The organism is Serratia sp. PAMC26656 (genome assembly GCF_016469055.2).
Lineage (GTDB): Bacteria > Pseudomonadota > Gammaproteobacteria > Enterobacterales > Enterobacteriaceae > Serratia > Serratia plymuthica.
The window spans coordinates 335,460-361,186 of record NZ_CP150486.1 but is presented as its reverse complement, the minus strand read 5'-3'; the positions used below and the strand labels follow the sequence as shown (position 1 = coordinate 361,186).

Below are 25,727 nucleotides of genomic sequence, written 5' to 3'. Positions count from 1 at the left end.
TCCTGTGCCCGGTCCTGTACCGGGCCTTTCGCTAAGGGAAGATGTATGTCGTTACTTGCACAACTGGATCAAAAAATTGCCGCCAATGGTGGCCTGATTGTCTCCTGCCAGCCGGTTCCGGACAGCCCGCTCGATAAACCCGAAATCGTTGCAGCCATGGCATTAGCCGCAGAGCAGGCTGGTGCGGTTGCCATTCGCATCGAAGGCGTGGCAAATCTGAAATCCACGCGTGCGTTAGTGAGTGTGCCGATTATCGGGATTGTAAAACGCGATCTGGAGGGTTCTCCGGTACGCATCACGGCTTATATTGAAGATGTCGATGCGCTGGCGCAGGCAGGCGCGGATATCATCGCTATTGACGGCACCAATCGCCCGCGTCCGGTGCCTGTTGAAACACTACTGGCACGTATTCACCATCACGGATTGCTGGCGATGACCGACTGCTCAACTCAGGAAGACGGCCTGGCTTGCCAAAAACTGGGAGCCGAGATTATTGGCACAACACTTTCTGGTTATACCACGCCTGAAACCCCGGAAGAGCCAGATCTGGCGCTAGTGAAAACGTTGAGCGACGCCGGATGTCGGGTGATTGCCGAAGGGCGTTACAACACTCCAGCCCAGGCGACAGATGCAATGCGCCACGGCGCGTGGGCGGTGACGGTCGGTTCTGCAATCACGCGCCTTGAACACATTTGCCAGTGGTACAACACAGCGATGAAAAAGGCGGTGCTATGACCACACTGGCGATTGATATCGGCGGTACTAAACTTGCCGCCGCGCTAATTGGCGTTGACGGGCAGATCCGCAATCGCCATGAACTTCCCACACCAGCCAGCCAGACACCTGAAGCCCTGCGTGATGCCTTAGCCGCGTTAGTCTCCCCGTTACAAGCTCATGCGCAGCAGGTTGCCATCGCTTCAACCGGGATAATCCGTGACGGCACCTTGCTGGCGCTGAATCCGCATAATCTCGGTGGATTGCTACACTTTCCGTTAGTTAAAACTCTGGAGCAGCTTACCGATTTGCCGACGATTGCTATAAACGACGCGCAGGCCGCAGCGTGGGCAGAGTATCAGGCGCTGGAAGGCGATATAACCGATATGGTGTTTATCACCGTTTCCACCGGCGTTGGCGGCGGCCTAGTGAGCGGCGGCAAATTGCTTATCGGTCCTGGTGGTCTGGCTGGGCACATCGGGCATTCGCTGGCTGATCCGCATGGTCCAGTCTGTGGCTGTGGACGCATAGGTTGCGTGGAAGCTATTGCATCTGGTCGCGGCATTGCAGCTGCAGCGCAGGGCGAACTGGCGGGCGCGGATGCGAAAACTATTTTCGCGCGCGCCGGGCAGGGCGACCAACAAGCGCAGCAACTGCTTCACCGCTCTGCACGCGTGTTGGCAAGGTTGATCGCCGATATTAAAGCCACGACCGATTGCCAGTACGTGGTGATCGGCGGCAGCGTCGGGCTGGCGGAAGGATATCTGGCATTAGTGGAAACGTATCTGGCGCAGGAGCCAGCGGCATTTCATGTTGAGTTACTGGCGGCGCACTACCGCCACGATGCAGGTTTATTAGGGGCTGCGCTGTTGGCCCAGGGAGAAAAATTATGATGATGGGTGAAGTACAGTCGTTACCGTCTGCTGGGTTACATCCGGCATTACGAGATGCATTAACGCTGGCATTAGCCGTGAGGCCGCAGGAAAAAGCGCCGGGCCGCTACGAATTACAGGGCGACAATATCTTTATGAATGTCATGACGTTTAATACTCAATCGCCCGTTGAGAAAAAAGCGGAGCTGCACGAGCAGTACATTGATCTCCAGCTGTTATTAAACGGCGAGGAGCGGATTCTGTTTGGCATGGCAGGCACTGCGCGCCAGAGTGAAGAGTTTCACCATGAAGATGATTACCAGCTTTGCAGCGCCATTGAGAACGAGCAAACCATCATCCTGAAACCGGGAATGTTCGTCGTGTTTATGCCGGGAGAACCGCATAAACCGGGATGTGTTGTTGGTGAACCAGGTGAGATTAAAAAGGTTGTGGTGAAGGTTAAGGCTGATTTAATTGCTTAAAAATTAGCGGGAAAGTTCTTTTTAAAGATTCTGGATAGTGGTACTGACCGTCAAGCAAAACTCCCCTCCTATAGAGTCTGACAAATAGCAACTGGTTATTATCTAGGCTATAGTGGCGGAAAGGCCTAACAAGATATAGGGTGACATTATGAGCCAAACTCGAAACCAGCAAGCCTACCAACGGGGCATTCGGGTAGCACGTATGTGGAAGCGTCTTAAAGGCACGATTTTACGTTGGGATCACCGCTGCGTGTCTAAAGCTCGTAATTACAGGCTTCCTGGCTGGGTAGGACACGTTCCAACAGCATTTGTAACCATCGGATTTATTTTCTTCTTGATTGGATATGCGCTTGTTAGTTTGGCTGGTATCAGTTGTGTTCTTGCTATGTGGGCAATTACTTATATTGCCAAAAATATTTTTAGGCCAACTCCTGTTGAGATAACTAATTGGAATGAAAATAAAAAATTAGAAAAAAGTAGTTTTGAGCGCTTTTCATGGGAAAATGAGCAGCATAAAAATACATATGACAGACAGTCATGGCATCAAAATGATTAGGCCGGATGTATCCCGGCCTTCCAATTAACCTTTACTTACTTTATGCGTGATAACACTACCAGCCGCACTTCCTAACTGGCTTCTTGCAGCTTTTGAGTCCTGCATTCCAGTAGCAATCGCTGCACTAACAGAATGCCCTACACTCATCCCAGCCCAAGAGAACGCTCCTAGCCATACCGCCGGCAACACGATAAACATACACCCCATCACTAGATTCATGATCAGGTCATCCGTACTGTTTTGGAACCCTGCCTCGTTCCAGCGACTGTATGTATCCGAGCCGTAAAGCGCTTCCAGTAGCCAGCTGTAGAGCCAGCGCGGTCCCACCCAGCGGCATAGCCATTGGTCGTTATTTAGGCTATAGTGCCCAAAAAGCTAAATAGATGTACGGAGGCATAATGAGCCAAACCAGAGATCAACAGGCCTATCAAAGAGGCATTTGGGCAGCCCGCAAGTGGACACGCCTGAAAGACACGATCATGAGGTGGGATCGACGCTGTGTGGCTAAGGCACGAAAGCACAGGTTTCCTGGTTGGATTGGACATATTCCGATGATCATGCTTGCAACTTCGATACTGGCCGCAGTTGCCTTTGGCGGGCTGTTCATAGCTAGTCTTGGTATCATAATATCAGCAATCATCCTTATCGCATCATTGGTTTTCGAACCTTTAGATGAGCAAAACTCTCGTAAATCCACGTTTGAATATAAAACATATGGTGAGTTTGGTCCTGGTTGGTACTCAGGTAAGACAAAGATTAGTGATGGTAATACCAGCCCCTATGACTACCGAAGATAAGTAAATCAGATGGCCACAAACTTGCGCCATCTGATTTAGAGACTATTTATTCAATACGTTACCTGCCGCTTTATTCGATATTGCATCTCCTGCTGTTTTACCCAGTTGCCCACCAGTGTTATGTGCCGTATCAGTCCCGCTCTTAACTGCAGCCCCGATCGAATGCCCTACACTCATCCCAGCCCAAGAGAGCGCTCCTAGCCAAACAGCCGGAAGTACAATAAACATACAACCCATCACCAAGTTCATTATCAGGTCATCCGTGCTGTTTTGGAACCCTGCCACGTTCCAGCGACTGTGCGTATCCGAGCTGTATAGCGCTTCCAGCAACCAACTGTCCAGCCAGCGCGCCAGCTCCCACCAGAACGTCAGGAAGTTCAGCGCAAACACCACGAACGTCACTGTGATCACCGTCTTATACTCATAGGCCGCGAATGCCAGGATGAGCGGTACCATGATGTACACCGCCATCAACAGTACTGCCTGCACCATCGGTAGCGCCTGGCGCATCGCATCAAATGCCGGATACGCCGCCAAACTCCCCAGCGCGGTCCCGCCCAGCGACGCGAGCCGGTTAACCGAGTTGTCCAAGGTAAAGTCAGCATTACCGCCATAGCCGGCATACGCCCTACCCCCCTGGGAGACGGTCAGGTTATCCGGGCTGACCAAGCGGCGCACCACGGCCTCTTTATAGTCCGCATCGGATTGCCCCATCATCTTAAGCGCGGCGGACATCCGCAGCATCACGCCCGGGTCGACCTGCTTCACTACCCTGGCCTCCAAGCCCGTCTCGCCGGCTGACCACCACTCGCTGCAGGTCGGGTACCCACCCCGTCCGGTGTTTGGCCGGCCGCTGTCCCGCCCTTCATTCCACGGGAAACTGGCGCGCGGCGTTTTCGACTGCAGATTGTTGTAGTACCCACCGTTCAGGAAGGTCTTCGACCCCAGCCACTCGATATCGCGCAGCGTAGCCTTGTCGGTCGTTTGTCCCTGGTCGCGATTTTGCCAGGTATACAGCGCCAGCGCGTAGCAGTCGTTGGTGAAGTCCTGCAGCTCCTTCACCAGCGCCGGGTTGTTGACCCGACTGTGCTGGACCTCAAAGCGGACCTGCCGCAGATCCGGCCGACACGGAATGGTGGCCACTGCGGCCGACGTGATCCCCTTCGACAGCTTATGCACCACCAACCACCACACCGGCACCTTCGCCGTCTGGCCGTTCATGCTCGACATGATGTTGGCGTACCCGGTTTCATCCGGCTTTTTCGGTGTCCAGGTACCACAGGTCGCCGCCCGGCTGCTGTCATACTTGATGGTGTCCAGACTGACATTCATCAGCGGCAGGCAGCAGGCAAGCATCACGAAGAACGCGCCGTAGAGCAGGTTCTCAATGCGCGGCAGGGACAACATCCCCTTGTTGCCCTCATCTTCCCCTTCCTCACGCACCTTCAGCCAGATAGCCGCCACCTTGAACAACAATGGCAACACAAACAGTCCCGTACTGACCAACAGCTCCCATAGGCCGTTGTTAATCAACCAGCCGAGCAGCGTCAGGAAATACTCCAGATAGCTGTTGGTCATCATAACGTCAGCCCTCCGCCAAAGAGGGAGTATTCACACGCCAGGGCAAATACCGCGCACGCGATAGCCATGCGTTTGAGGGGTTGCCTGTATTCCGGTTTGCAGCCCGGCGCATGCCAGATTTTCCAGAATCCCCAGATCAGCACGGCGTAAAGCGCCAGGCGCCAGCTCAGCCAGCCATAGCGGGTGCTGTGCACCCAGTCACGCAGCGCGGCACTTTGTCCTGGATGGTTGATACCCCAATGGGCCATCCCCAGAGCTATCACCATGACAACCACGATCATGCCCAGCATCTGCAGGGCACGCTTTGCCCGGTAACCAAGCCTACCGTCCCTGCGGGGCGATACCCCTTTATTTTCTGTTCCAGTCATTGATGCATCCCCACGATTACTGGTCGCTTTCCGGTACAGCAAGTTGATTGAATTTAGTGTCCGGGCTGTCAACCGACTGACGCTGCGGGTTGGTTTCCGCCCGGTTGTTCTCGCGATCGATGATGGTCAGCACCGCGTTACGCGCAATCTCACGCTTCATCTCCATCTCGTTCTTCAACGCAGTAATCTCGCGATCCAGTGCCTCGATACGCCGATCACCTTCTTCCATCGCGACTTTCTGCGCAGAGGCGTTCGGCTCAGACATTCCGGTGGTGATCATGCGCCGCATGATAAAAGCAGTTTCGATGGTGTCCGCCATCGCCAGCTCACTGGCCAGGCGTCCTACCAGAGCGGCATTATCCGGATCGCGCTGCAGTGCCTTGATAACCCCGGCGGTCACCACCAGGCTGCCCGTTTTGAGTTTGGCCAGGTTGCCCGCGGTGGGTTTTTCTGCCCCGTTGACCAGTTTGGTCAACTGCTCGTTATTCTCCTTCGTTGCCTCTTCCAGCATTGGCGCAAAACCAGTACCGGCTACGGTGCTGCCAGGCTGTTCGGTCACTTCGCCACTGGTACATTGCGTTGCGTCCTTGCAGGTGCGCAGCGAAGTGTCGCCCAACACCTTCACCACTGCAGCTGCCGCTTCTTCACTGCTGGCATATTTGGTACAGGCGCCGCCGGTACAGCTGCTGCCGGATACGCTGGAAGTACTGGTGACCGGCAATGCATTCATCATGTTGTAGCCGGCGGCCACCAGATCGTGCGTTGGCTTGATGGCCGGCTGGCCGACACCACCTCGCTTCTGTCCACCGATCCAGGTCTGCCCGGATTGTCCGGTCACTTTCTCCGTGGCGTTCATCGTTCGGATCACATCCGCATCCCCGCTGTTAACCAGACTTTTGGCCTCCTCCATTGCCGCAGCCTGGCTCCAGTCGCCGGTATTCACCATATCCATCATCCGTTTGGAGAGGTTCTGGCAACTGAGTTGGGCCTTGTCGAATGCCACATTGGCCTGCAATACCCCGTTGGTCAGCATTTCATACAACCCCGGGTTGGCGCGTTGAATAGCCATCGCCGGCAGGCTGGCCACCGCGCCGGTGGCCCCCTGAATAACACTGCCCATCAGGTTCTTGAAACCGTCCGTCACCCCGTTGAGTTGGTTACCAATGGTGGTCTTCAGGTCGAAGTTGCCGCACATCAAATCCGAGCTCCAGCCCAGGTTCACCCCCAGGCGCTGCATGTTGCCACGCGTCGCCGGCTGTGAGATCACCGAGCCACCGCCCAGGGAATAGAACAGCTTGTCCGAAACCGCGCCGCTGGCGTTCTTCCCGTAACCAATATTGCTGTCATTTACCTGGGGCAGTGAAATCCCAAACAAGGTTCTGTCATTGTCTTCGGCGTACACATTCGCACCAGTCAGTGCCAGGCAGCCAGCAATCAGCAGGGACACCACGCGGTGGCGATCCTGCAAGGTGCATTTATTCATTGTTTTTTTCATCATTCATGCCTCAAAAATCCGTGCTGTAGAGGAAACGCTGCCCGCGACGCTGGCAGCAACTGTAGGGTTGCCACAGGGCAAAGGCAGCGTTCGCATCCGCTGCCGGCGGATGGTCACCGTCCGGAAACACCGCGCAGGACCGACTGAGTTGTGGTGCCAGGCGCTGCCATTTGTGGTTACGGGTGCCGGTGTTTTCCTGTACGGCGCCCGGTGGCCAGTAGCCGTCAGAACGTTGTCCCATCAGAGGCTGGTACACGTGTGGTTGACCAGATCGCGTGATGATATCCGCCACCCGCTGCGCTACCAGTGCGCCAGCCTTATCGTCATCAACCTGGGTCACAAACCCCGATCGGGGATAGATGTTGCCCCACATATTTGCAGTGGCCTGACTGCCGACTTCACGCTGACCAGGGATCAACGCCTCCGGATACAGGGATTCGGGAATACCGGTACGCCACGCCAGGCTGTCCAGCGTGCTGAGGAAATACGGCACAAAGGGGGTCGCCGCGCTGCGGCACGAATAGCCGGCAATGCTGCCGCCAATCAGGGACGTTGCCGGATGGCCAATGGCATCGGCATACTTGAAGCGGAGGTTGGTTTTACGTTCTCCGGGAATTTTCAGCTCGTTATTGCCGCCGCCGGCAGATACACCACTCAGCGTGCTGGTGATACTGCTTTCCAGCCCGCCGGCAGCCTGACTTACCATCGACATTTCACTCCAGGGATTACCTCCCTGGGTGTTGTACGCTGACACCACAGCTTCCGGGATATAGTGGGTGACTTTGACAGAAGTGCGCACCTTGCAACCAAACGGCGTGCACAGCAGCCAATAACAAATGCCGCTGACGCGCCAGCTGATACAAGCCTGCGATACAGCACTAGCGACAATCTGCGCGCTGTTGAGCGCAGCATTCGCTGCCGGCACGCTGGCCGCGGTCAACATAATGGCCACACTGAGGGATTTAAGGGTAAGGCGAGGTTGCTCCAAGGGCATCCCATGCAAAGGGGTTCGCTGCATATCACTGCCCCCCTTGTGACTGGGTGCGCAACGCCATGGCCTGGGCTATATCAGCCGTGCCATACACCACTTCCCTATCGTCAAACACTACCGCGGGGACTTTTTTGACGCCCAGTTCCCAGGCGCGCACCACCGCACGGTAGACCGTGGCCAGCTCCTGTTCATGAGCCTGCCATTGTGGTGACTGCAGTACGGCTTGCGCCTGGCGCTGCGCTTCATCCGGGTTCGACGACAGCTCTCCAAACATCCGCGCCTGCAGCTGTTCAGGACCGTCAAGATAAATAACGGATACCGAGGCATCGACGTTAGTCGGGGGATGGTGAGAATCGGTATAGAGTACCGTGCCGGCAAACACCGACGCCGGCATCAGCAGAGGGAACAACGTCAGCAACGTGCTGATTTTCATGGCGTGCACTCCTGCGTGGATAGAATCCACACAGGGTGCTATGAGCAGCTCAGAAAGGCAGCAAAGAAGTCTTTATTGAATTTTGAAAATTTTAATATCCGAATAACGTAAGTCGCTAAAATCTTCTTACTGACTATGACTGCATACCCAGGGGGCAGGGTGATTGTCAGCCAATAATCCTCGTTCTTGTTTCTGCGCGTTTTTATCCAAAAATGCCGGTGAAGCCATTCGGTAAGCATTACCAGCCGCCCGCGAAGCCAACGCCCAGCGCCGCATTGCTGGATGAATCCCACGAGACATTCAGGCGAGCGTTAGTGTTGGGTGAGAGCTTTTTTTGGATGCCGCTTGCCAGCGCGTTGCCGTTGCGGTAGTTCCCTAATCCAATGCCATACGAAAAGTCGTTTTCCGCCACATAGGGAATAGAAGCAATGGCCGTCACGCCCGCAATCCCTGCATTGAGACGTTTCTCCGCCCGCTCAATCCTGTTGCTGAGCTGGCCGAACTTGCTGTCAGTATAGGCTCTTACCTCATCGAAGCGGCGGTCAGTGTACGTCTGCGATTTGTGCAGTGTGTCGACTGAGGCCGCCATCACGTTCTCCACCCGCAAGTCGGTATAGTGGTTTGCCGATTTAAGCGTCCGGGCATCACCCTCAACGCGTACCTTTTGTTCTGTCGCTATCAGCCCGTCCGTACGCTGGTTGCTAGCATTCACGCTGCTGTCGGTATGCGCATTCGCGACCGCCAACGTCTTCACGTCATTTTCGTCGCTGTGGGCTTTCGCGGATGCCAGCGTGTCGGCGTTACCCTTCACCCGAGCGCCCTGTTCGCGCTTAATCAGACCATCGGTGCGACTTTTGATGACTTTCTCACGGACATTTGTGTACTCCCTGGCACTATTCAGTGTTTTTACATCATTCGCGTCACTATGCGCGTTGGCCGCCGCCAGCGTGGCGGCATCCCCCGCCATCCGTGCCTGCGTTTCTTTCTCCAGTGATTCAGCGGTAACTGTCGCAATATTGAGGGCTGTTGTTGACTGAGCAACCGCGTTGCCGGCTTCGCTGCTGGCCTTTTGAGAAATGACCGTCGCCCGCTCTGCTTTCCTGTCCACATTGTCCAACTGGCGCTTGTTGACGGCATCGGTATCGCCCCTGCCGTCGGAAACATGTGTGATGTTTTTGGTCTGATTAATATTACCGACAGACACCGAGTTCTCCCTGTCCGTCTGGCTTTCCGCCCCCAGGGCAACACTGTTTTTATGACCCGACAGAGCCCCCCGCCCGATGGCAACACCACTGGATGCAGAAACCTGAGCACTGCCAATAGCTACCGCCCTTGTGGCATCTTTGCCGACGCGACTGGAGACCAGAGCGACAGAGCCGTCAGCCCCGCTTTCAATGCGTGAACTGTTGGTAGCAATCGAACCCACGGCGTTAACTCTGCTGTCCGTCAGGGCCACCGAATATTTCCCCGTGACTTCACTCTGACCTGTCGCCAGCGAGTTTCTGACAATCCCATCGCCCTCGACTTTACTGCCTGAAAGCGCCACCGAATAATGGCCGCCCGATGAAACCCTACTCTCTCCGGCTGCCATAGCCCCCTTCACTCCTTCACCTACAGTGCTTTTATTGATGGCTGTGCTTTGACTGGCATTTTTCCCTACCTGACTCGAACCTGCAGCAATGGCATTCTGCGAATGTATGTCTACGCTGCTGTTACCTAACGCCACCGAATTACCGGCGTTGTAGTCAACCCTGCTGTTGCCTGCCGCGAAGGCATTTTTAAGCGGCACCCGTCCCCGATTACTGAGTGAGCCAGAAAGATGACTGTTGCCAAGTGCCACTGAATCCGAGGTGTAATCACTTGCAGTTGAGTTGTCCTGAACAATATTGCCGTTTTTAACGGTAATTCCTCCGGCCTGCGCCGCCGTGGGTGCAAAGAATGATGTGAGAACGATTGCAACCGGACGCAGTCCGACTAAAGTGTTTTTTATTGATTTCATCATAAATTTTCCGTGTGATGCTGTTTTTGGTGAAGAAACGCGCCGGGGGATTGCAGTACCCCGGCACCTGAGCCGCGAATGCGGCCTGATACGGCACTAAGGCTGGTTAGTGGTTTTGGTTTCGGAGTAGTTTTGAAAAGGCTACCTGGCGTAGGAGCGGAGACCTTATAAGAGAGAGTTCTTGAATTTTTGCCAGCAAATGCGGGGCGATGTTTCGGCACTCGATAGCATCTTCATCAGGATTGAGTGCCATCAGACGGGCGCATTCAATCGCTGTTATCACTGATTTGGGGACGGTGCAGGGTGTTGAGCCGAAGCGGATAAAACCATGTGCACCTGGAATAGATGTGATAGTTGATGTATGCGTTATGTTGACGTCAAAGTAGAGGAAAAGATAATTCGGAAATAACACCTTCTCTTCCTTACGGACCGTCCGGCAATCCTTTCGCGGCGTGACTTTAATATAACGGGGGCAAAACACCGCTATATCCAGCCCCTCGACTCTTCGGGTTATGCGTTCAACGTCCTGGTTATTGCAGTATAAAACGTACCATTTATACATAAAACCCTCCTTAAGAACACAAGCCTCCCATACATAAGGTCTTTTCTAATGGGCACAAGCCCCCATTTTCCGCCGTCCTAAGTTGGCGGGACTTAGGGCGCGTACTCATAGCTTAACTGTATAAATTTGCAACAGTTATTTTATTCAGCATTTTTGGGGTGTCAATACCGAACTATAGGTTTAATTTTTCTGGCATCTGATAATCCCAGCATTCAGGAAATGGCGAAATATTTTTCAGTAACTATATTTACACTTGTCGCTATTTTTGGGGTCTACTTTACCTTTATGGTTTCATGATAAAAAAATGAGGGAAAATCACTCATCAGAAATTTGTGAGAATGAATTTAAAATGCGGATAAAAAATAAATCGCTCATGCATTTAGCAAATCATAAATGTTGGTAATTCCAGAGTATTCTTGCACAACATAAAAAACGCATCGAAAGAAAGGGTATCTGTTTATTCAACAAGGAAGCAATCAATGTATTATTATTCCAGAAAAATATTTCAAAATTAATCAGAAATAGAAAAACCATATAGCTTCATAAAAGAGCAGATATCACTCAATAAAGAAAACTAACAAAATTTCACCAATCAAACTATCAGATAGTGATTCAGCTCGAATGAAAGCATAATTTGAGACTAAAAAAGCCCTGCGTGCAGGGCTTGACGGACGTTGAGATATCATTTCCCGTTGCGCGTAACCTTTTGCTCTGTAAGTTCGTTGAATCCGGGCAGTAACTGATCCGAGTAGGAACAGTCACCAAATCAGTTCAGTTAGGTGACAAGGCGCATATCGTCGGCTGATGGATATGTGTTTCATATTGTTGAACGTTAGTAAATGTTTATCTTTACATTTGATATAAATTCTGTGCGCTATGTTAAATTTTCACAATCATAATATTTCATTCCTTTGCTGTGGATATTATAATTAGTTAACACATGTAAATCCATTTTCAAAAATATACTTTTACTGATAACACGAGCCGTATGGTTCTACTATATACAATTTATCATTAAATAAAAGGAGTGTATGTATGATGAAATTTTATCAGTTTCGAGATGAACAGAGAAAACAACTTGAACAACACGCTTTTTATGACTTGATCAGTTCTGATAGTATCGCGTTAAAAGATAAACTGTTGTTTGCGCCTGTTATGGCTCACTTCATAATGAATTTTAGAGACATGAATAAATGGGTTATCCGGTTTGAGAAAACTGATACTGTGTTTAAATCTGTTATAAATGGGGGAACAATAGAGGACGAAACACATTCAAGACTATTTTTGGAAGACTGGAGAAAACTATATATAGATGACAAACTGGACTGGAAAGCGAGTGATATTTTATACTGGTTGTTTATTAGCCCTGAAATGGAGTATTTCCGAAAGTATGGCATAGATTTTATGAAGCTCTGTGTGGATGATGAAGATAATCCCATACTCCGTTATTCGCATTCAGAATCAGGAGAAACTTGTGGAAATATATTTTTCTCAAAAATTAGCCCTCTTGCCGATCAGGTTGCGAGCCATTTAGGTATATCACTCCGTTATTTTGGGACTTTTCACCTTGAACTCGAGAATGGGCATGTATGGAAATCAGAGGGCGTTTTTGAAAATATAGTGCTGTCCCCGGATGATTATGACAGAATGGTTGCGCTGTCACGGCGGATGTTTTGTATATTTGAAGGGATTCATGATGCTTTTTATAATTATCTATCCAGTTATGTTCTTCAGAATAGAGTCCCAGCATTTTCGAAATCATTACCTGTAGAAAACGCCGTGACACCACTATACCCTGACTTCGTTATTCAACATAAAAACAACAACAATAAAAACATTGAATATATAAACAATTATTTGGATAAAATATCCAATCATCCATTTTATAAATGGCTAATGTGTTCTCCAATAGATCCAAAATTAAAATTAAAAAGTTTTATTCCTCTTTGGATTGTTGACATTATGGGATACCGAGACATTAATAAATATGTTTTTACTTATGAGAAGCCTGACTCAGAAAGTGAAATTATTATAAATGATTATGCCGCTCATCTGGCAGAACACAGTCGTTTATTTTATAACGACTGGAAGTCACTGCAACTTGATGATATGTTACGCTGGACTGCCAGTGATACTCTTGAGTTTATTTTCCTTAATGCAGATATGGATACACACCGAGAAAATATTGTTAAGTTCTCTTTGTGTGGATTAAAACACAGAGATCCTCTTATCAGATTCTGGTTTATGATGATACTTGAGTTAAGTGGAAAGGCTTTTTTTTCCCATGTCGGGGAAGTCGCTTTACAGGCAGAAAAGAAACATAACATTCTACTCCCGTATTTAAGCGGAAGTCATGCCTCAGAGGAAGAATGTACTGCATATAATAATATGCACAGTCATTTTATCACAAAAGAAATGAACCAAGAACAATGTGATATTATAATCCAGATCACTGATATGGTTATGTTATCATTGTTGAATAATTTGGACATATCATATCGATATGCGGTAAATAATTTATTTGCCGCTCGTTAAAAGAACAGTATGTTGTGACAGTTCCCCCCTGTCGGCCAAGGAACATGACAGGCGTGGTGAAGCGGTTTAATCGGTGTGGCAGGCTGAGCCTGAGAATGATGCTTTCCCGCCCCACCAGTATGCGCTGATGGCCAGACAGGGAGGGACTGGAAAGAATAGTCGCAGACTGTACGTAATTACTCCCTCATAAGAGTACAGACAACTTAATGCCCTATTGCTGGCAGGGCAAGAATGGATGTTTAGAACAACTCTGGGATGCGGTTCTGCGGCTTAAAGCTTCGATCGGAGCAGACCTGGTACCACCGTCGGTCATACTGAAAAAGCTGGCAGCGTCCCCCAAACAAAATCGGCTCAACCTGGCCCTTTGTGAAAGGGTGCATAGAACATTCTATTTTCATCTTTGACTGGTTACTTGATACTCGTTTACGTCGCAGATCACACGCCATTCTCAACAAAGGGGAAAGCCACCATGCTCTTGCCCCCGCCATTTTTCCAACTTGGCGAACTCCGTAACAGGGCGCTGAGCTTTAATCCCAGGAACTTCACTTTTCCTTAGCGTGTGTTATTGCAGAAATGACCACAGAACCCCGATAAGATTGTTATTAACAAAAGATGTGTGAGGCTGGTAGTTGAAAATTCAGATGCTACGAGGTGAGACGCATCAGTTATTTAACGTGCCGCCAGACACTGGCGGGCACTTTGTCATACAGTCTGTTCATCGCCATTTCAGCGAGCCGGTGATCAACCGCAGAATTGAACGCTTCAAGTTCAGCTTTCGTTACTTTGTGTCGGGCAGATTCAATGACTTTTTCCAGCGTTTCCTGGCGAGTACAACGTCTTAATCTCAAAAGCCATTCCTTTTTACCCATTAACTTAAATCCTCACTGGTTTTTCCTGATACCCGACACAACCCGGCGGCCAACACGCCAATATTTGCACCGATGAAAAGTCCAACAATCAGATAAAGCATATTCTCCCCTTCTTTTTCCTGCCCCTGACGAGACGAGTTAATATCCTCACCAACCTCCCGTAAACGCTACCGAATTATTAGCTTTGTAGTCAACCCTGCTTCATGACGGCAGGAGCTAGCGCCAATGAACCCGGCCTCCCCCCCATTCACCCCGAATCGCTGGGGATTTTCTGCGTGGTGACTCACGCGCTGCACTCTTTCTCGTGAGGGCAGAGTTAGAACACCTCATAATAGTTGCGGGCACTGTCTTTATATATTTTCTATTCTTTACGTTATATATAAACCTCCATAAAAAAAACAACAAAACAATAAACAACACTCAAAGCCAAAAAAAACAATAATTCAAACTTAAACACCACAAAAACACAAACTAACGGCACATTTCTCCACTTCGATATCGATATAAGGAATATAAAACCAGAAAAAATATAAATAACAAAACATTATGAAGTGGTTTAAAAAATGAAAATTATGATTATAATTTTTGGGAAAAATCGGAATGCCAAACGCAGGGGATATAAGCAACCACAACTAATCTTATAGGAGGATCATGCGTTGCCATATCAATTGAGGAACGCAAAGTTAAAACCCGGTAAGTTAACAGAAGAACATTTCTGGCTATTGATAGAAATATCATCAATGCATAGTGAAAAGGTAATCCTGGCTCTAAAGGATTATCTTGTTTTCGGCTTCACGAGGAAACATGTTGTAGAACGATACGGTGTTAATAATGGTTACTTTAGTCTGAGTTTAGCCCGGTTAGCCAATGTCAATAAGGTAGTATTGAAGCTAATTCCATATTACCAAGAATCACATAACAAGAACCAAGGAGGATTTACCGTTTCGAAAAATTAACCACACATTAACATAAAGATCTCATTGGGAGAATAACCCCATGGTAATTTGTTTGTGCATTCAATAATTTACCATGTTTTATTTTCTTTTGACCTAAAGTCATTTAATTAGAAAGGATTTTGTATGAACTTTAAATTGATCCCCTTAGCAGGTTTGATTTCGGCATTAACTCTTGGCGCTGCAATGAATGCTTCTGCCGCTACCGTCAATGGTGGTACCGTCCACTTTAAAGGTGATGTGGTCAATGCCGCTTGTGCTGTAAATACGAACTCGTTCGATCAAACCGTTTTGCTTGGGCAAGTTCGCACAGCCAAACTCGCAACTGATGGCGATAAAAGCTCTCCTGTTGGGTTTAATATTGAACTGAATGACTGTGATACTACCGTCTCAAGTACCGCTTCAATTCGATTTGACGGTGTGTCTGTCCCAGGCAAAACGGATGTACTGGCATTGCAGAGTTCTGCTGCAGGTAGTGCAACAAATGTTGGGGTTCAGATCCTGGATGCTACCGGTGCGCCTGTAATGGTTGATGGCAGTGCTGGCAGTGCTGCACATACACTAATTGATGGAACCAATAAAATTCCATTCCAGGCTGTTTATTATGCAACTGGTCAGGCAACAGCAGGTACTGCAAACGCTGATGCAGCCTTTAAAGTTGAATATCAGTAAGTAAATGAATAAACAAGGACGTTTTCGGATCAGGGACGATCTCTAATCCGTCCATCACGAGATGGAAGCTATTGAATGAATATATTCATATCACGCCTGCTGATGTTGTTGTTATTATTATCTGCGACTGCACAAGCAGGAAACCGCTGGCATGTCATACTTCCCGGTGGGAATATGCAGTTTCAGGGGGAGGTCATCGAGGAAGCATGCAGTATTGCCTTAGAAAATAAACAAATGACTGTGTCAATGGGGCAAATTAGTAGTAATAATTTCCATGCTGCCGGTGCATTTTCCGAACCCGTACATTTTGATATACATTTGCAGAACTGTAGTACCTCTGTTAGTCAACATGTGGGGATTTCACTTCATGGGGTTGCTGACAGCCGGGAGCCAGACTTACTGGCGGTTAATAACGAGCAAGATTATTCAAATAATATCGCAATAGCCTTTTTTGATGAACATGAACGACCAATAAAGCTAAACCATCCTCCAAAATTCTGGAAAAGGATAGTCGACGGTCCGGTTACGTTACATCTTTTAGCCCGGTACAAAGCTATTCAGTATCCTGTTATGGGAGGGAAAGCAAACGGTCAATTATGGTTCTTTTTAACTTACGAGTAACAAATAGAATACATTTTTCGTGAATAAAACAGTGTAATGACCGGACAATTATTAAGGTAAAGATAAAAATGATTAGAGCTATAAATATAAAGGCCATCGTGGCAACTTTTTTTGTTTTCCTTTCGATACCTCAAAGTCATGCAGGTGTTGCACTTGGTGCAACCAGAGTTATCTACCCGGCAGAACAAAAGCAGGTACAGCTTGCCGTCACGAATAATGACGACAAAGGCAATTACCTTATTCAGTCGTGGATTGAAAATGCCGAAGGGAAAAAAGATAACCGTTTTGTTATTACACCCCCGTTATTTTCAATGATGGGAAAGAAGGAGAATACGCTGAGGATCATTGATTCCTCAAATGATACGCTCCCTAAAGATCGCGAGAGCTTATTCTGGATCAATGTAAAAGCGATACCCGCTCTTGATAAAGCCAAAGAAAATGAAAACTATCTGCAATTTGCCATTGTCAGCAGAATTAAACTTTATTATCGCCCAAAAGGGTTGGCTATTGCACCAGAGCAAGCGTCTGAGAAGCTTCGTTTTTCTATCCAAAAGGACAAGCTGGTGTTAAATAATCCTACGCCATATTATTTAACTGTTACGGATTTGAGAATTGACGGTAAAGCCTTAGAGCACACAATTGTGCCTCCAATGGGCAAAACCTCCGTTTCCATCCCTTCCGGGGTAGGTGCAGGAGGCGATATTACCTATAAAACCATCAACGATTATGGTGCCATTACATCAGCGCGAAAAGGGCTAATAGAGTAAGTGCTCTCCTGTTAGCCCAAACAAACTATAAGCACGCTAGGGAGATTTATTTTGTACAGTCGTAAGTGGGTTTTGTTTCATTCCAAAAAAATCCGGAACGCCCGTATATTGCATAAAAAAAGAGTAACGGCTCGCATTATCTCATTAGCCTATTTTATTGGTATGAGCATATCTGCCGCGCGTGCAGAATTATATTTTAATCCACGTTTTTTGTCTGACGATCCGGACGTCGTTGCTGATTTATCTGCATTTTCACGTGGTCAAGAGGTCCCACCCGGCACATATCGGGTAGATGTTTATATGAACGACGTATACATCTCAACCCAGGATATTGAATTTCAGCCGTCAAAGGAAGGGAAACTCATGCCGTGCCTTACCCCCACCCAAATTGAATCGATGGGGGTAAACAAGTATTCAGTTCCGGGAATGGATAAGCTGGAGCCTGATGTATGCATGTTGCTGACCTCGATGATAAACGGTTCAACATATAATTTTGATGTTGGCCTACAGAGATTAAATATAACGGTCCCTCAGGTATTTATGTCGAATAAGGCCCGGGGATATATCGCGCCGGAATTCTGGGACAATGGCATAACAGCGGCCATGATTAATTATGATTTTAACGGGAGTCGTTCCCGTAATGGTCATATAGGTAGCGGTGAGAGTGCTTATCTTAGCCTGCAAAGCGGCTTTAATATTGGTGCCTGGCGTCTTCGCGATAACAGAAACTGGAGTTACAACAATGGACGGGCAGGAACCCAAAGCCGATGGCAGCATGTCAACTCTTATATAGAAAGAGATGTCATTCCGCTCCGTTCCCACTTGACTGTGGGAGATAGTTACACGTCAGGTGATATTTTTGATGGTTTCAATTTTAGAGGGATCAAGCTGGAGTCAAACCTGAATATGCTTCCTGACAGCCAACGAGGATTTGCGCCAACAATACGCGGTATTGCGCGAGGCACTGCGCAGGTGAGCATAAAACAGAACGGATATGAAATCTATCAAACCACTGTACCGCCTGGGCCGTTTGTCATCAGTGACCTCTATCCGGCAAGCAGCGGCGGTGATTTACAGGTTATGGTAAAAGAAACTGACGGAAGTATTCAGCAATTTAGTGTTCCGTGGGCATCGGTACCTCTTCTGCAGCGCGAGGGGCAGGCAAAGTATTCCCTCAATGCAGGCGAATTCCGAAGTGGCAATACTCAACTGGACACGCCCGGTTTTGCTCAGGGGACGCTTAGCTACGGTTTTTCTGACGGTTGGACAGCCTATGGCGGTCTGCATTTAGCGGAGCGTTATCGGGCTTTTAACCTGGGCGTCGCTAAAAATATGGGACGAATGGGGGCAATGTCTCTGGATGCCACTCAGGCTAATGCCGTATTGCCTGATGATAGCCATAATAATGGTCAGTCCTACCGTTTTCTTTACAACAAAGCACTACCAGAAACGGGGACCAGTGTACAGTTGATCGGATATCGGTACTCTACGCAAGGATATTTCAATTTTTCTGATACCGCACATCAGAAAATGAACGGTTACAGTGTCGCCACCCAGGACGGGGACATCCAGATCCGTCCCAAATACACTGACTATTATAACCTTGCTTATAAAAAGCGTGGCCGATTACAACTCAGCATCAGTCAACAGGCGGGGGCATCATCAACACTATATTTAAGTGGCAGTCATCAAACATACTGGGGATCGAAGAAAACTGACCATCAATTGAACGCCGGATTCAATTCTTCGGTAGGTAATATCAACTGGTCCCTGAATTACAGTCTAACGAAGAACGCCTGGCAGGACGGAACTGACAGAATGTTATCGTTTGATGTGAATATTCCATTCAGTCGATGGATGCGCTCAGACAATACATCCGAATGGAGGACAGCAAATGCCCGTTTCAGCCAGTCATGGCAACAAGACGGGCAGGCGACCAGTATGGCCGGACTGTACGGAACATTACTCCCGGATAATAACCTGGGATACAGTGTCCAAAGTGGATATACCCATAATGGGTACCAAGACAGTCATCAGACAGGGTATGCCTCGATGAATTATCGTGGAGGATATGGCAATGTGAATGTCGGGTACAGTCATGGAAGTGATTTTAAGCAATTCCATTATGGCCTGAGTGGTGGGCTCCTTGCTCATGCTAATGGCGTGACACTGAGCCAACCGATGGGGGATACAATGATCCTCGTAAAAGCGCCGGGAGCTGCTAACACTCGAATAGAAAACCAGACCGGTATATCAACAGACTGGAGAGGGTATTCTGTCGTGCCTTATGCAATAGATTATCGTGAAAATCGGGTTGCTCTGGATACAAATACACTGGCTCCAAATGTAGATATTGAAAACTCGGTGGTTACCGTTGTGCCTACACGTGGCGCTGTTGTCAGGGCAGATTACAAGACCCGCGTAGGTGTGAAAGTCTTGATGACGCTGAAAAGGAATGGAAAACCCGTTCCGTTTGGCGCTGTTGTCGCAACAGAAAACTCAGGGGGGAGTATTGTCGGAGACAATGGGCAGGTTTATCTGAGTGGAATGCCACTATCCGGAAAAGTCAACGTAAAATGGGGCAACGGGCTTAAAGATCAGTGCCATGCCAGTTATAAACTGCCTAAAAGTAGTCAAAAAGAGATATTAAGCAACATTACGGTTAATTGCAGGTGAAGGGATGCATAAATGAGAACTGGGTTAATATATTTAAAGTTTTCCATACTCACCTGTTGCATGATCGCTGGCTTGACAACCATTAATATGGGGTATGCAGCCAGCGCTCTTGTCAATATCACAGGAAACATACAGAACAACACCTGCAATGTATCTGTGGATTCAATAGGGAGGGTTGTAAATCTTGGAGTATATAGCGCCCGACAGTTCAACATTGTGGGCGAGAAAACCGCCCCCGTTGGATTTGATATTAGTCTGGTAAACTGTGGGAATGCCGTTCGGTCGGTAGACATTACATTTCAAGGGGTAGCCGACAATCAAAACCCGGCACTGGTAAAAATTGACAGCCACACCGGAACAAAAGGTTTAGGCATCCAACTATTGGATAACAACAAAAATGAGTTGGCATTAAATACGCCATTTAACACCCCATTAACACCGGGGGACCAAACATTTAAATTCTATGCACAATTAAAATCAACTGATATCCCTGTAACTGCAGGAGATGTGGATGCCGTCGTAAATTTCGTACTTAATTACCAATAGGATAAAAAAATGAAAACTGCGTTGAAAATATTACTTGTGACTGGAATGCTAACAAATTCAGTTGTGGCTCACGCACAAACAACGATTACTGTAACCGGACAAGTTGTGCAGCGTTCATGTACTGTACCCACAAATGCAACTGTTGACCTTGGTACGTTGTACACATCAGATTTGATTAACAACAATAGTTATTCCAACTGGAAAACATTCGATTTGACACTGCAAAACTGTCAGAACATGACCACGGTTACGGCTACTTATAATGGCACTGCTGAGCAAACCGATTACTACAAGAACAATGGGGATGCCAGTAATGTTATGATTGAACTTATGGATGCGAATTCTAACAACCAAGTAAAACCAGGCTCGCAAGAGCGAGCAACGGTAACGAATGGCAATGCAACGTTCAATCTTAAAGCCCGTGCTGTAAGTCAAGGTAATGCTGGTGCGGGGAGTATAAACACACAAATTACTGTGACCTATACTTATGCATAATATTCTACGTAACTTCAAGAGTATAAATACCCTGAGCTATTTTCTGCTTACATTATTTTTACTAATGTATGCGGCAGAATCTCAGGCAATGCTTTGCCAGAACCGTCAGACCGGGCAGGAATTCCATCATGGAAGCTATGACGTTTATGTTGATCTCCCTACGCAGCTCGTAGGTGATAGACAAACATTTACGCTTGTTAATATAGAAGATGTTCTTCAATGTATGAATGAGGATTCTTCGGGAAGAAACTTTGACTACATCAAAGTGTTAAGGGGTAGTACTACTACCCCAAAATTACAACAATATGCCATTGCAGGCCTTGATTTTGATAGATGGAAAGGTCTTAATTTCCCATTATTGCAAGACACTTTTTATTATTCCGTCTACAAACCAGGAATATGGCAACCCATACCCGGTCGCTTGTTTGCTACCCTATCAGTTCCTTATGTAGGGGTATTTATTCGTCAAGGAGACGTAGTTGGTGCGCTTAAATTTTTAAAAGAATCTACCACTGGGGGAGCAAGTAGTGATAGGGAATTCGAACTGCGGTTTATTGCCAGGAATGACCTGATTATCCAGGGGGTTTGTGAAGCGCAACCTTATGTGAACGTCGTTTTACCTAATTTCCCTGGGAGTGCACCACTCCCTCCCTTTATATCTTGCAAGGCCCCAACGCCAGTAAGGTATACACTTGACGGTGCAACAACGACGAATGATAGAACCATTTTTTCCAATATAGCATCAACCAGTCCGGCAACAGGTGTTGGCATTCAATTTATTGATGAAAACGGCTCTCCGATAGAGGCAGGACATACTAAAATGAAAACTGTAGATTCCACTAAGAGCAATATGGGCCTGACGGCACGTTATGCACAAATTCCTGGGCAAAATATTACGTCAGGAAAGGTTCAATCACTTGTTACAGTCACCTATACTATCTTCTAATACGACATAACATCCATCTTAAATGGTGACGACAATCAGGACTGTAAAAACAGTCCTGATTGCTGTTCTCTGCTTTCGCGCCCACCCAAATTATATCTTGCCGATGAACCCGCAACACAATTAGATAAATTAATATCACTCCCAAAAATCAATGAAAAAAACACCATTTTTTATTGACCCAACACAGTTGCCACGATATATTTATATACGACACGTTAAGTGTCATGATAATTATACCTCTATTAAATCCATTGCCACCTTGCAATGCAGGTCTTATTACTAGGGTGGGGCCTGCATTGCCTTTTACGTCTATCTGCTTACCCTATTTGTAAATGAATTATGAGTAATAGATACGCAAAAATATACATCCAAAATGATGTTTTATCTGAAGCAAAGAGAAGGTTATCATGGGTTTTTGATACCTTTGAGAATATTTGTCTATCATTCTCTGGGGGCAAAGATTCGACCGTTCTCTACCATTTGACGGCAGAAGTCGCCCGAAAACGTAGCCGGCGTTTTTCTGTTATTTTTATAGACTGGGAAGCGCAATACCAACATACGATCCAGCATATCGAAAAAATGAAAGTCGTGGGGGTTCATGGTCCCGTGCACGCAACCTATCTAATCATCGATGACTGCTGACTATAAATACTTTTTGAACGATGCGATGGTCACGGTAATGGCCAGTCCCAGTAACATGGCCGCCGGCGATATCAGCAGGTTCGGGTACACCGCTGTCGGCCAGGACAGGTAGAGAATGCAGGGGAACGGAGATGATAAGTAGAATCAGGTCATGCGTTGAATATGCTGCATCGGCGTGAAGCCATTCAATGCCATATTCGGATGTTCAACCATTGCCACCGCGTGGCATAGCCCTGCAATTCGTCCAGCGAGGAAAACAGGTGCTGCCCCAGCCAGTCATAATGCACTGTCCGGTCGTATCGCTCAACATAAGCATTCTGCTGAGGTTTGCCGGGTTGACTGATTTAACCTGGCATCGATATTGGGAAGGGATCAGGTGTTCCACTAGGCAACAAAACAGCCATCCGGAACAGAGGTCATTATTGCTTTTATGATTTACTCCAACTATATTGTAAATACATTTACAATATAGTTGAATCCACAAATGAGCGTCGTTTACAGCATCGAAATTAATGCCCACGCAAGCAAGATCTTTGCACTTTATACAAACATCCACTCATGGCCCATATGGGACAGCGAGGTGTCAGCGGTACACCTTCCGGGACTGCACCTCGGCGTTTCCGGGTGGTTGAAGCCTCGGCAAGGCCCTAAGTCGAACATCCACGTTGCTGAAGTCGTACCGAACAGGTCTTTCACCATCGAGAGCCGCCTGCCGCTTTGTCGTATGCAGTTCGGACACGAATTGGAAGGCGACGAAAATCGAACCACCGTCACGCATTGGGTGCGTTTCACAGGGCCGCTTGCTTTTTTATTCCGCCAACTCATTGGTAAGGGGATCGCCCAGACCCTTCCCAAGACACTGGCAGGCTTGAAGCGCGCCAGTGAGGCACAGGGAAAGTGACTGTAAGCGAGGGGCAACTGGATTGGACATCGGTCTCGGCCTTTTCTGGACCGCAGAAAAGCCCGGGTTTCACCTTATGGCGTGATTTCATGCGCTGGCAGCGTGAGCTGAATGCCCAGTTGCGCCCATTGGGTCTGACACAACCTCAGTTCGCGGTTCTGGCGGTTTGCGGATGGATGACGCGTAACGCCGAGGAAGTGACGCAACAGGAAATCGTCGACTTTCTCGGGCTGGACCGAATGCATATTTCGCAGATCGCGACCCGGCTTGAAGAGAACGGCCTGATCGAGCGGCCTGCAGCTACCGCCGACACGAGAGCTAAGCGGATCCTGCTGACAGCTAAAGGTCGGGAGTTGCTGATCGAGGCTATGCCGCTTGTGGAAGAGTTCGACAGGAAGTTTTTCACCTAGTGCAGGTAAGCGTACCTGACTTACACAGGAGAAGCTGGGCGTTCTGGGAGTAATCCCCCGGGAAATCAATACTGGAGAAACTCTAAAGCGGCGGCCAGTTTTAGTTGACCACTTCACATCGCACGTATCCGTAAGCGACTGGCGGCTTATGGTTGGCGAGGAGAACGCCTGAATAAGGAGGTAGCGCGTATCGTCGCGGGCCCTGATGAGAGAAATATACAAACAGGGAACTACAGCATTATTTCCCCTTACGGATGGGAGCAGAAGCAACTGATGCGTGCGATTCAGGGCGGGTCAGTATAAATAAAAAGGCCCGCGGATTTACCCGCAGGCCTTTTTATTTATACTGAATCCGGAGGTGAACTACACATCAGAAAAGGACACCGGAATGCCGGTGTAATTATTATGCCCTCCGGTTTCTTTCAGGCCCTAATTTTCCGGTATGCAGGATGAGTATTTACCCCCCACAAACCGGCCAGCGCACTGACAACAGCCCCCACCAGAAGAGCGATAAATGACCACAGTGCGATTTTTGCAGCCGCGCTGGCGGCTTCGTCTGCTTTCTCTTTTGCCTGCTTTTTAAATTCCGCATACTGCGCCTTCGCATCGTTCAGATGACTCTGGAGCTGAGTCATACGGTCGCTTACCTCCTGAACGGTTTTGTCACGCGCCTGAATGAAGTTATCGACAGCCCTGTCCGCCTCTTCCGGTGACAGACGGGTATTTTCTGCCAGCGCCTTTTTCACCTCATTCCTGTCGACACCTTTGCTGACCGCTTCCGCCCGTGACTTCAGTTTACCGCTTAGCTTATCAATAATGGCGTCGCTGTTGCCCAGGTTGACAGCCAAATCTTTAACCGAATCCGCAATGTCACTCCCCGCCGCCTGAAGCTGGGACTGCAGAAACTCCGGCTGAAGCTCTTTAATGTTGCTCTTGCGCAATGCATCCAGCACCTGCCCGTCCACCTGCGGGGCCGTGAGCTGAGTGTTCAGTTCAAACCTGTCAGCAATATTCTGAGCGATATCTGCTGTTGCGCCAGACGCTTTTCCTGCGGCATTGCCCAGTCCACTCACAGCAGAACCTGTGGCAGATGCTGCCGCGCCAACGGCGCTTCCCGCCATGTGCAGAATGCCGCCAGCGGCAGCGAAGCCCAGCACGGAAGCAACAAGCAGAGATGTGGCCCATGAGAGAAATCCATGGATGGTTCCATCCGCGCCCGCCAACCTGCCGGCCACAAAACCGCCGCAGGCCAGACTCAGCACTATCGAGATAACTGACCAGATCAGAACAGCCTTGCCAGCACCGTTAATTACATCGTCAGACAAAGGTGAAAGCATTGAAAAACCCAGGCTGGACCCAAGTGTGGTCAGCAACAGGGACACTGCCATTACCGTTACCACGCCTGCAATGATACTGCCCCACGAGACTCGCCTGTTCAGTTCCGTTTCTTTTACATGTTCCATTGTAATCTCCTTTAAAAAAATTATGAAAAGGCGGGATTCATCCGCGCCCAGATTAATCTTAGTAAAAATATGGATCACTGAAAGTCGATTAGCCGAAACAAGCATCACCTACGCTGTCAGAATGAGGGATTCAGGCAGGGAGCATCTTTCATGGTAAGCGCGCAGAAATTTCTGGCAATTATTCATAGGTATTAAGAGCTATAACAATACTTACCACAAGTTAACTTTGGTTATCATCAACATAATTTCTATGGAAATTATGTTAGTGGAGTATGAAAATCACTCGCGAAGAAGCAGGCTTATCGCTGTATTTAAATGATAATCAACTGTTTAATCCAGTACGGGGATAAGCTAAGGATTCAGCTTATATATCGGCTTGAT

The 25,727-nt window shown here is 48.2% G+C and carries 27 protein-coding genes and 5 pseudogenes; 20 read left to right on the top strand and 12 right to left on the bottom strand.

What is annotated here, in order from left to right; translation table 11 throughout:
• Positions 1–45 precede the first annotated feature (45 nt).
• The 4 genes from JEM67_RS02245 to JEM67_RS02230 all read left to right on the top strand — a co-directional run bounded on the left by JEM67_RS02245 (position 46) and on the right by JEM67_RS02230 (position 2,624).
• A complete protein-coding gene (locus tag JEM67_RS02245; protein ID WP_199638466.1) occupies positions 46–735 on the top strand; it encodes an N-acetylmannosamine-6-phosphate 2-epimerase in 690 nt (229 codons plus the stop codon).
• Positions 732–1,607 (top strand): N-acetylmannosamine kinase, encoded by an 876-nt coding sequence (nanK, locus tag JEM67_RS02240; protein ID WP_199638468.1) that lies wholly within the window; start codon positions 732–734, stop codon positions 1,605–1,607. The genes JEM67_RS02245 and nanK overlap by 4 nt, the downstream gene beginning before the upstream one ends.
• Positions 1,604–2,068 carry an N-acetylneuraminate anomerase gene (nanQ, locus tag JEM67_RS02235; RefSeq protein ID WP_199638470.1) on the top strand — a complete coding sequence of 155 codons (465 nt, stop codon included), beginning with the start codon at positions 1,604–1,606 and terminating at the stop codon, positions 2,066–2,068. The genes nanK and nanQ overlap by 4 nt, the downstream gene beginning before the upstream one ends.
• A 148-nt stretch (positions 2,069–2,216) precedes the next feature.
• Positions 2,217–2,624 (top strand): hypothetical protein, encoded by a 408-nt coding sequence (locus tag JEM67_RS02230; RefSeq protein WP_199638498.1) that lies wholly within the window; start codon positions 2,217–2,219, stop codon positions 2,622–2,624.
• A 24-nt stretch (positions 2,625–2,648) separates the two neighbouring features.
• On the opposite strand, the pseudogene JEM67_RS02225 reads toward JEM67_RS02230, so the two are convergent.
• Positions 2,649–2,954 (bottom strand): annotated as a pseudogene (locus tag JEM67_RS02225) (conjugal transfer protein TraG N-terminal domain-containing protein); the annotation flags it as partial.
• A gap of 68 nt (positions 2,955–3,022) precedes the next feature.
• Between JEM67_RS02225 and JEM67_RS02220 the strand changes: the two are divergent.
• Positions 3,023–3,421: a hypothetical protein gene (locus tag JEM67_RS02220; RefSeq protein ID WP_199638472.1), complete on the top strand. Its 399-nt coding sequence runs from the start codon at positions 3,023–3,025 to the stop codon at positions 3,419–3,421.
• Positions 3,422–3,463: 42 nt separating this feature from the next.
• Here JEM67_RS02220 and JEM67_RS02215 read toward each other — a convergent pair whose 3' ends face one another.
• The 7 genes from JEM67_RS02215 to JEM67_RS02185 all read right to left on the bottom strand — a co-directional run bounded on the left by JEM67_RS02215 (position 3,464) and on the right by JEM67_RS02185 (position 10,850).
• Positions 3,464–5,002 (bottom strand): conjugal transfer protein TraG N-terminal domain-containing protein, encoded by a 1,539-nt coding sequence (locus JEM67_RS02215; RefSeq protein ID WP_199638474.1) that lies wholly within the window; start codon positions 5,000–5,002, stop codon positions 3,464–3,466.
• On the bottom strand, positions 4,999–5,370 hold the full coding sequence (locus JEM67_RS02210; RefSeq protein WP_199638476.1) for a hypothetical protein: 372 nt from the start codon (positions 5,368–5,370) through the stop codon (positions 4,999–5,001). Before JEM67_RS02210 ends, JEM67_RS02215 begins: the two co-directional genes overlap by 4 nt.
• 16 nt (positions 5,371–5,386) lie before the next feature.
• Positions 5,387–6,865: an integrating conjugative element protein gene (locus JEM67_RS02205; protein WP_199638494.1), complete on the bottom strand. Its 1,479-nt coding sequence runs from the start codon at positions 6,863–6,865 to the stop codon at positions 5,387–5,389.
• Between the two features lie 10 nt (positions 6,866–6,875).
• Positions 6,876–7,883 carry a TIGR03756 family integrating conjugative element protein gene (locus JEM67_RS02200; RefSeq protein WP_199638478.1) on the bottom strand — a complete coding sequence of 336 codons (1,008 nt, stop codon included), beginning with the start codon at positions 7,881–7,883 and terminating at the stop codon, positions 6,876–6,878.
• Between the two features lies 1 nt (position 7,884).
• Complete coding sequence (locus JEM67_RS02195) at positions 7,885–8,289, bottom strand: TIGR03757 family integrating conjugative element protein (RefSeq protein ID WP_199638480.1); 405 nt, start codon at positions 8,287–8,289, stop codon at positions 7,885–7,887.
• Between the two features lie 238 nt (positions 8,290–8,527).
• Positions 8,528–10,291, bottom strand: a complete 1,764-nt coding sequence (locus JEM67_RS02190; protein ID WP_233527844.1) for a YadA-like family protein — start codon at positions 10,289–10,291, stop codon at positions 8,528–8,530.
• Between the two features lie 103 nt (positions 10,292–10,394).
• Complete coding sequence (locus tag JEM67_RS02185; protein ID WP_199638482.1) at positions 10,395–10,850, bottom strand: transcription termination/antitermination NusG family protein; 456 nt, start codon at positions 10,848–10,850, stop codon at positions 10,395–10,397.
• Positions 10,851–11,885: 1,035 nt separating this feature from the next.
• Here JEM67_RS02185 and JEM67_RS02180 point away from each other — a divergent pair.
• The 3 genes from JEM67_RS02180 (at position 11,886) to JEM67_RS02170 (ending at position 13,898) form a co-directional block, all read left to right on the top strand.
• On the top strand, positions 11,886–13,385 hold the full coding sequence (locus tag JEM67_RS02180; protein WP_199638484.1) for a hypothetical protein: 1,500 nt from the start codon (positions 11,886–11,888) through the stop codon (positions 13,383–13,385).
• Positions 13,386–13,591: 206 nt separating this feature from the next.
• Entirely contained in the window at positions 13,592–13,789 is a 198-nt protein-coding gene (locus tag JEM67_RS02175) for a Tn3 family transposase (RefSeq protein WP_199638486.1), read from the top strand.
• Positions 13,752–13,898, top strand: a complete 147-nt coding sequence (locus tag JEM67_RS02170; RefSeq protein WP_199638488.1) for a Tn3 family transposase — start codon at positions 13,752–13,754, stop codon at positions 13,896–13,898. The genes JEM67_RS02175 and JEM67_RS02170 overlap by 38 nt, the downstream gene beginning before the upstream one ends.
• Before the next feature lie 152 nt (positions 13,899–14,050).
• Here the strand turns inward: JEM67_RS02170 and hha are convergent, their stop codons facing one another.
• Positions 14,051–14,254: a hemolysin expression modulator Hha gene (gene hha, locus JEM67_RS02165; protein WP_199638490.1), complete on the bottom strand. Its 204-nt coding sequence runs from the start codon at positions 14,252–14,254 to the stop codon at positions 14,051–14,053.
• Between the two features lie 656 nt (positions 14,255–14,910).
• On the opposite strand from hha, the gene JEM67_RS02160 reads away from it, so the two are divergent.
• From JEM67_RS02160 to JEM67_RS02120, 9 genes and pseudogenes are all read left to right on the top strand, one after another.
• Positions 14,911–15,210, top strand: coding sequence for an adhesin biosynthesis transcription regulatory family protein (locus JEM67_RS02160; RefSeq protein ID WP_199638492.1), 300 nt, complete (start codon positions 14,911–14,913; stop codon positions 15,208–15,210).
• A 123-nt stretch (positions 15,211–15,333) separates the two neighbouring features.
• Positions 15,334–15,879, top strand: a complete 546-nt coding sequence (gene fimA, locus JEM67_RS02155; RefSeq protein WP_199637650.1) for a type 1 fimbrial major subunit FimA — start codon at positions 15,334–15,336, stop codon at positions 15,877–15,879.
• A 75-nt stretch (positions 15,880–15,954) separates the two neighbouring features.
• Positions 15,955–16,500, top strand: a complete 546-nt coding sequence (locus JEM67_RS02150; protein WP_197928232.1) for a fimbrial protein — start codon at positions 15,955–15,957, stop codon at positions 16,498–16,500.
• Between the two features lie 68 nt (positions 16,501–16,568).
• Positions 16,569–17,267 (top strand): fimbria/pilus periplasmic chaperone, encoded by a 699-nt coding sequence (locus tag JEM67_RS02145; RefSeq protein WP_199637648.1) that lies wholly within the window; start codon positions 16,569–16,571, stop codon positions 17,265–17,267.
• Positions 17,268–17,357: 90 nt separating this feature from the next.
• Positions 17,358–19,943 carry a fimbrial biogenesis usher protein gene (locus JEM67_RS02140; RefSeq protein WP_370576172.1) on the top strand — a complete coding sequence of 862 codons (2,586 nt, stop codon included), beginning with the start codon at positions 17,358–17,360 and terminating at the stop codon, positions 19,941–19,943.
• Positions 19,944–19,955: 12 nt separating this feature from the next.
• Positions 19,956–20,489 carry a fimbrial protein gene (locus JEM67_RS02135; protein WP_199637646.1) on the top strand — a complete coding sequence of 178 codons (534 nt, stop codon included), beginning with the start codon at positions 19,956–19,958 and terminating at the stop codon, positions 20,487–20,489.
• A gap of 9 nt (positions 20,490–20,498) precedes the next feature.
• Positions 20,499–20,984, top strand: coding sequence for a fimbrial protein (locus JEM67_RS02130; protein ID WP_199637644.1), 486 nt, complete (start codon positions 20,499–20,501; stop codon positions 20,982–20,984).
• Positions 20,977–21,930: a fimbrial protein gene (locus JEM67_RS02125; RefSeq protein WP_199637642.1), complete on the top strand. Its 954-nt coding sequence runs from the start codon at positions 20,977–20,979 to the stop codon at positions 21,928–21,930. The genes JEM67_RS02130 and JEM67_RS02125 overlap by 8 nt, the downstream gene beginning before the upstream one ends.
• Before the next feature lie 339 nt (positions 21,931–22,269).
• Positions 22,270–22,515 (top strand): annotated as a pseudogene (locus tag JEM67_RS02120) (phosphoadenosine phosphosulfate reductase family protein); the annotation flags it as partial.
• A 57-nt stretch (positions 22,516–22,572) separates the two neighbouring features.
• Here the strand turns inward: JEM67_RS02120 and JEM67_RS02115 are convergent.
• Both JEM67_RS02115 and JEM67_RS02110 read right to left on the bottom strand, forming a co-directional pair.
• Positions 22,573–22,695, bottom strand: a pseudogene (locus tag JEM67_RS02115) (DUF4400 domain-containing protein); the annotation flags it as partial.
• Positions 22,696–22,716: 21 nt separating this feature from the next.
• Positions 22,717–22,910 (bottom strand): annotated as a pseudogene (locus tag JEM67_RS02110) (integrase core domain-containing protein); the annotation flags it as partial.
• Positions 22,911–23,056: 146 nt separating this feature from the next.
• On the opposite strand from JEM67_RS02110, the gene JEM67_RS02105 reads away from it, so the two are divergent.
• From JEM67_RS02105 to JEM67_RS02095, 3 genes and pseudogenes are all read left to right on the top strand, one after another.
• On the top strand, positions 23,057–23,473 hold the full coding sequence (locus JEM67_RS02105; protein WP_199638812.1) for an SRPBCC family protein: 417 nt from the start codon (positions 23,057–23,059) through the stop codon (positions 23,471–23,473).
• Positions 23,470–23,883, top strand: coding sequence for a MarR family winged helix-turn-helix transcriptional regulator (locus JEM67_RS02100; RefSeq protein WP_199638810.1), 414 nt, complete (start codon positions 23,470–23,472; stop codon positions 23,881–23,883). Before JEM67_RS02105 ends, JEM67_RS02100 begins: the two co-directional genes overlap by 4 nt.
• 117 nt (positions 23,884–24,000) lie before the next feature.
• Positions 24,001–24,186, top strand: a pseudogene (locus tag JEM67_RS02095) (hypothetical protein); the annotation flags it as partial.
• A 119-nt stretch (positions 24,187–24,305) separates the two neighbouring features.
• Here the strand turns inward: JEM67_RS02095 and JEM67_RS02090 are convergent.
• Positions 24,306–25,346 carry a CAP-Gly protein gene (locus JEM67_RS02090; RefSeq protein ID WP_199638808.1) on the bottom strand — a complete coding sequence of 347 codons (1,041 nt, stop codon included), beginning with the start codon at positions 25,344–25,346 and terminating at the stop codon, positions 24,306–24,308.
• Positions 25,347–25,727 lie beyond the last annotated feature (381 nt).

Coding starts and splice junctions, on each gene's coding strand:
- JEM67_RS02130 (WP_199637644.1), top strand. CDS start 20,499: ATGAAAACTGCGTTGAAAATATTACTTGTGACTGGAATGCTAACAAAT.
- JEM67_RS02215 (WP_199638474.1), bottom strand. CDS start 5,002: ATGATGACCAACAGCTATCTGGAGTATTTCCTGACGCTGCTCGGCTGG.
- JEM67_RS02175 (WP_199638486.1), top strand. CDS start 13,592: ATGCCCTATTGCTGGCAGGGCAAGAATGGATGTTTAGAACAACTCTGG.
- JEM67_RS02205 (WP_199638494.1), bottom strand. CDS start 6,865: ATGAAAAAAACAATGAATAAATGCACCTTGCAGGATCGCCACCGCGTG.
- JEM67_RS02230 (WP_199638498.1), top strand. CDS start 2,217: ATGAGCCAAACTCGAAACCAGCAAGCCTACCAACGGGGCATTCGGGTA.
- JEM67_RS02090 (WP_199638808.1), bottom strand. CDS start 25,346: ATGGAACATGTAAAAGAAACGGAACTGAACAGGCGAGTCTCGTGGGGC.
- hha (WP_199638490.1), bottom strand. CDS start 14,254: ATGGGTAAAAAGGAATGGCTTTTGAGATTAAGACGTTGTACTCGCCAG.
- JEM67_RS02220 (WP_199638472.1), top strand. CDS start 3,023: ATGAGCCAAACCAGAGATCAACAGGCCTATCAAAGAGGCATTTGGGCA.
- JEM67_RS02135 (WP_199637646.1), top strand. CDS start 19,956: ATGAGAACTGGGTTAATATATTTAAAGTTTTCCATACTCACCTGTTGC.
- JEM67_RS02145 (WP_199637648.1), top strand. CDS start 16,569: ATGATTAGAGCTATAAATATAAAGGCCATCGTGGCAACTTTTTTTGTT.
- nanQ (WP_199638470.1), top strand. CDS start 1,604: ATGATGATGGGTGAAGTACAGTCGTTACCGTCTGCTGGGTTACATCCG.
- JEM67_RS02190 (WP_233527844.1), bottom strand. CDS start 10,291: ATGATGAAATCAATAAAAAACACTTTAGTCGGACTGCGTCCGGTTGCA.
- JEM67_RS02245 (WP_199638466.1), top strand. CDS start 46: ATGTCGTTACTTGCACAACTGGATCAAAAAATTGCCGCCAATGGTGGC.
- JEM67_RS02195 (WP_199638480.1), bottom strand. CDS start 8,289: ATGAAAATCAGCACGTTGCTGACGTTGTTCCCTCTGCTGATGCCGGCG.
- JEM67_RS02105 (WP_199638812.1), top strand. CDS start 23,057: ATGAGCGTCGTTTACAGCATCGAAATTAATGCCCACGCAAGCAAGATC.
- JEM67_RS02125 (WP_199637642.1), top strand. CDS start 20,977: ATGCATAATATTCTACGTAACTTCAAGAGTATAAATACCCTGAGCTAT.
- JEM67_RS02150 (WP_197928232.1), top strand. CDS start 15,955: ATGAATATATTCATATCACGCCTGCTGATGTTGTTGTTATTATTATCT.
- JEM67_RS02180 (WP_199638484.1), top strand. CDS start 11,886: ATGATGAAATTTTATCAGTTTCGAGATGAACAGAGAAAACAACTTGAA.
- JEM67_RS02200 (WP_199638478.1), bottom strand. CDS start 7,883: ATGCAGCGAACCCCTTTGCATGGGATGCCCTTGGAGCAACCTCGCCTT.
- JEM67_RS02185 (WP_199638482.1), bottom strand. CDS start 10,850: ATGTATAAATGGTACGTTTTATACTGCAATAACCAGGACGTTGAACGC.
- fimA (WP_199637650.1), top strand. CDS start 15,334: ATGAACTTTAAATTGATCCCCTTAGCAGGTTTGATTTCGGCATTAACT.
- JEM67_RS02210 (WP_199638476.1), bottom strand. CDS start 5,370: ATGACTGGAACAGAAAATAAAGGGGTATCGCCCCGCAGGGACGGTAGG.
- nanK (WP_199638468.1), top strand. CDS start 732: ATGACCACACTGGCGATTGATATCGGCGGTACTAAACTTGCCGCCGCG.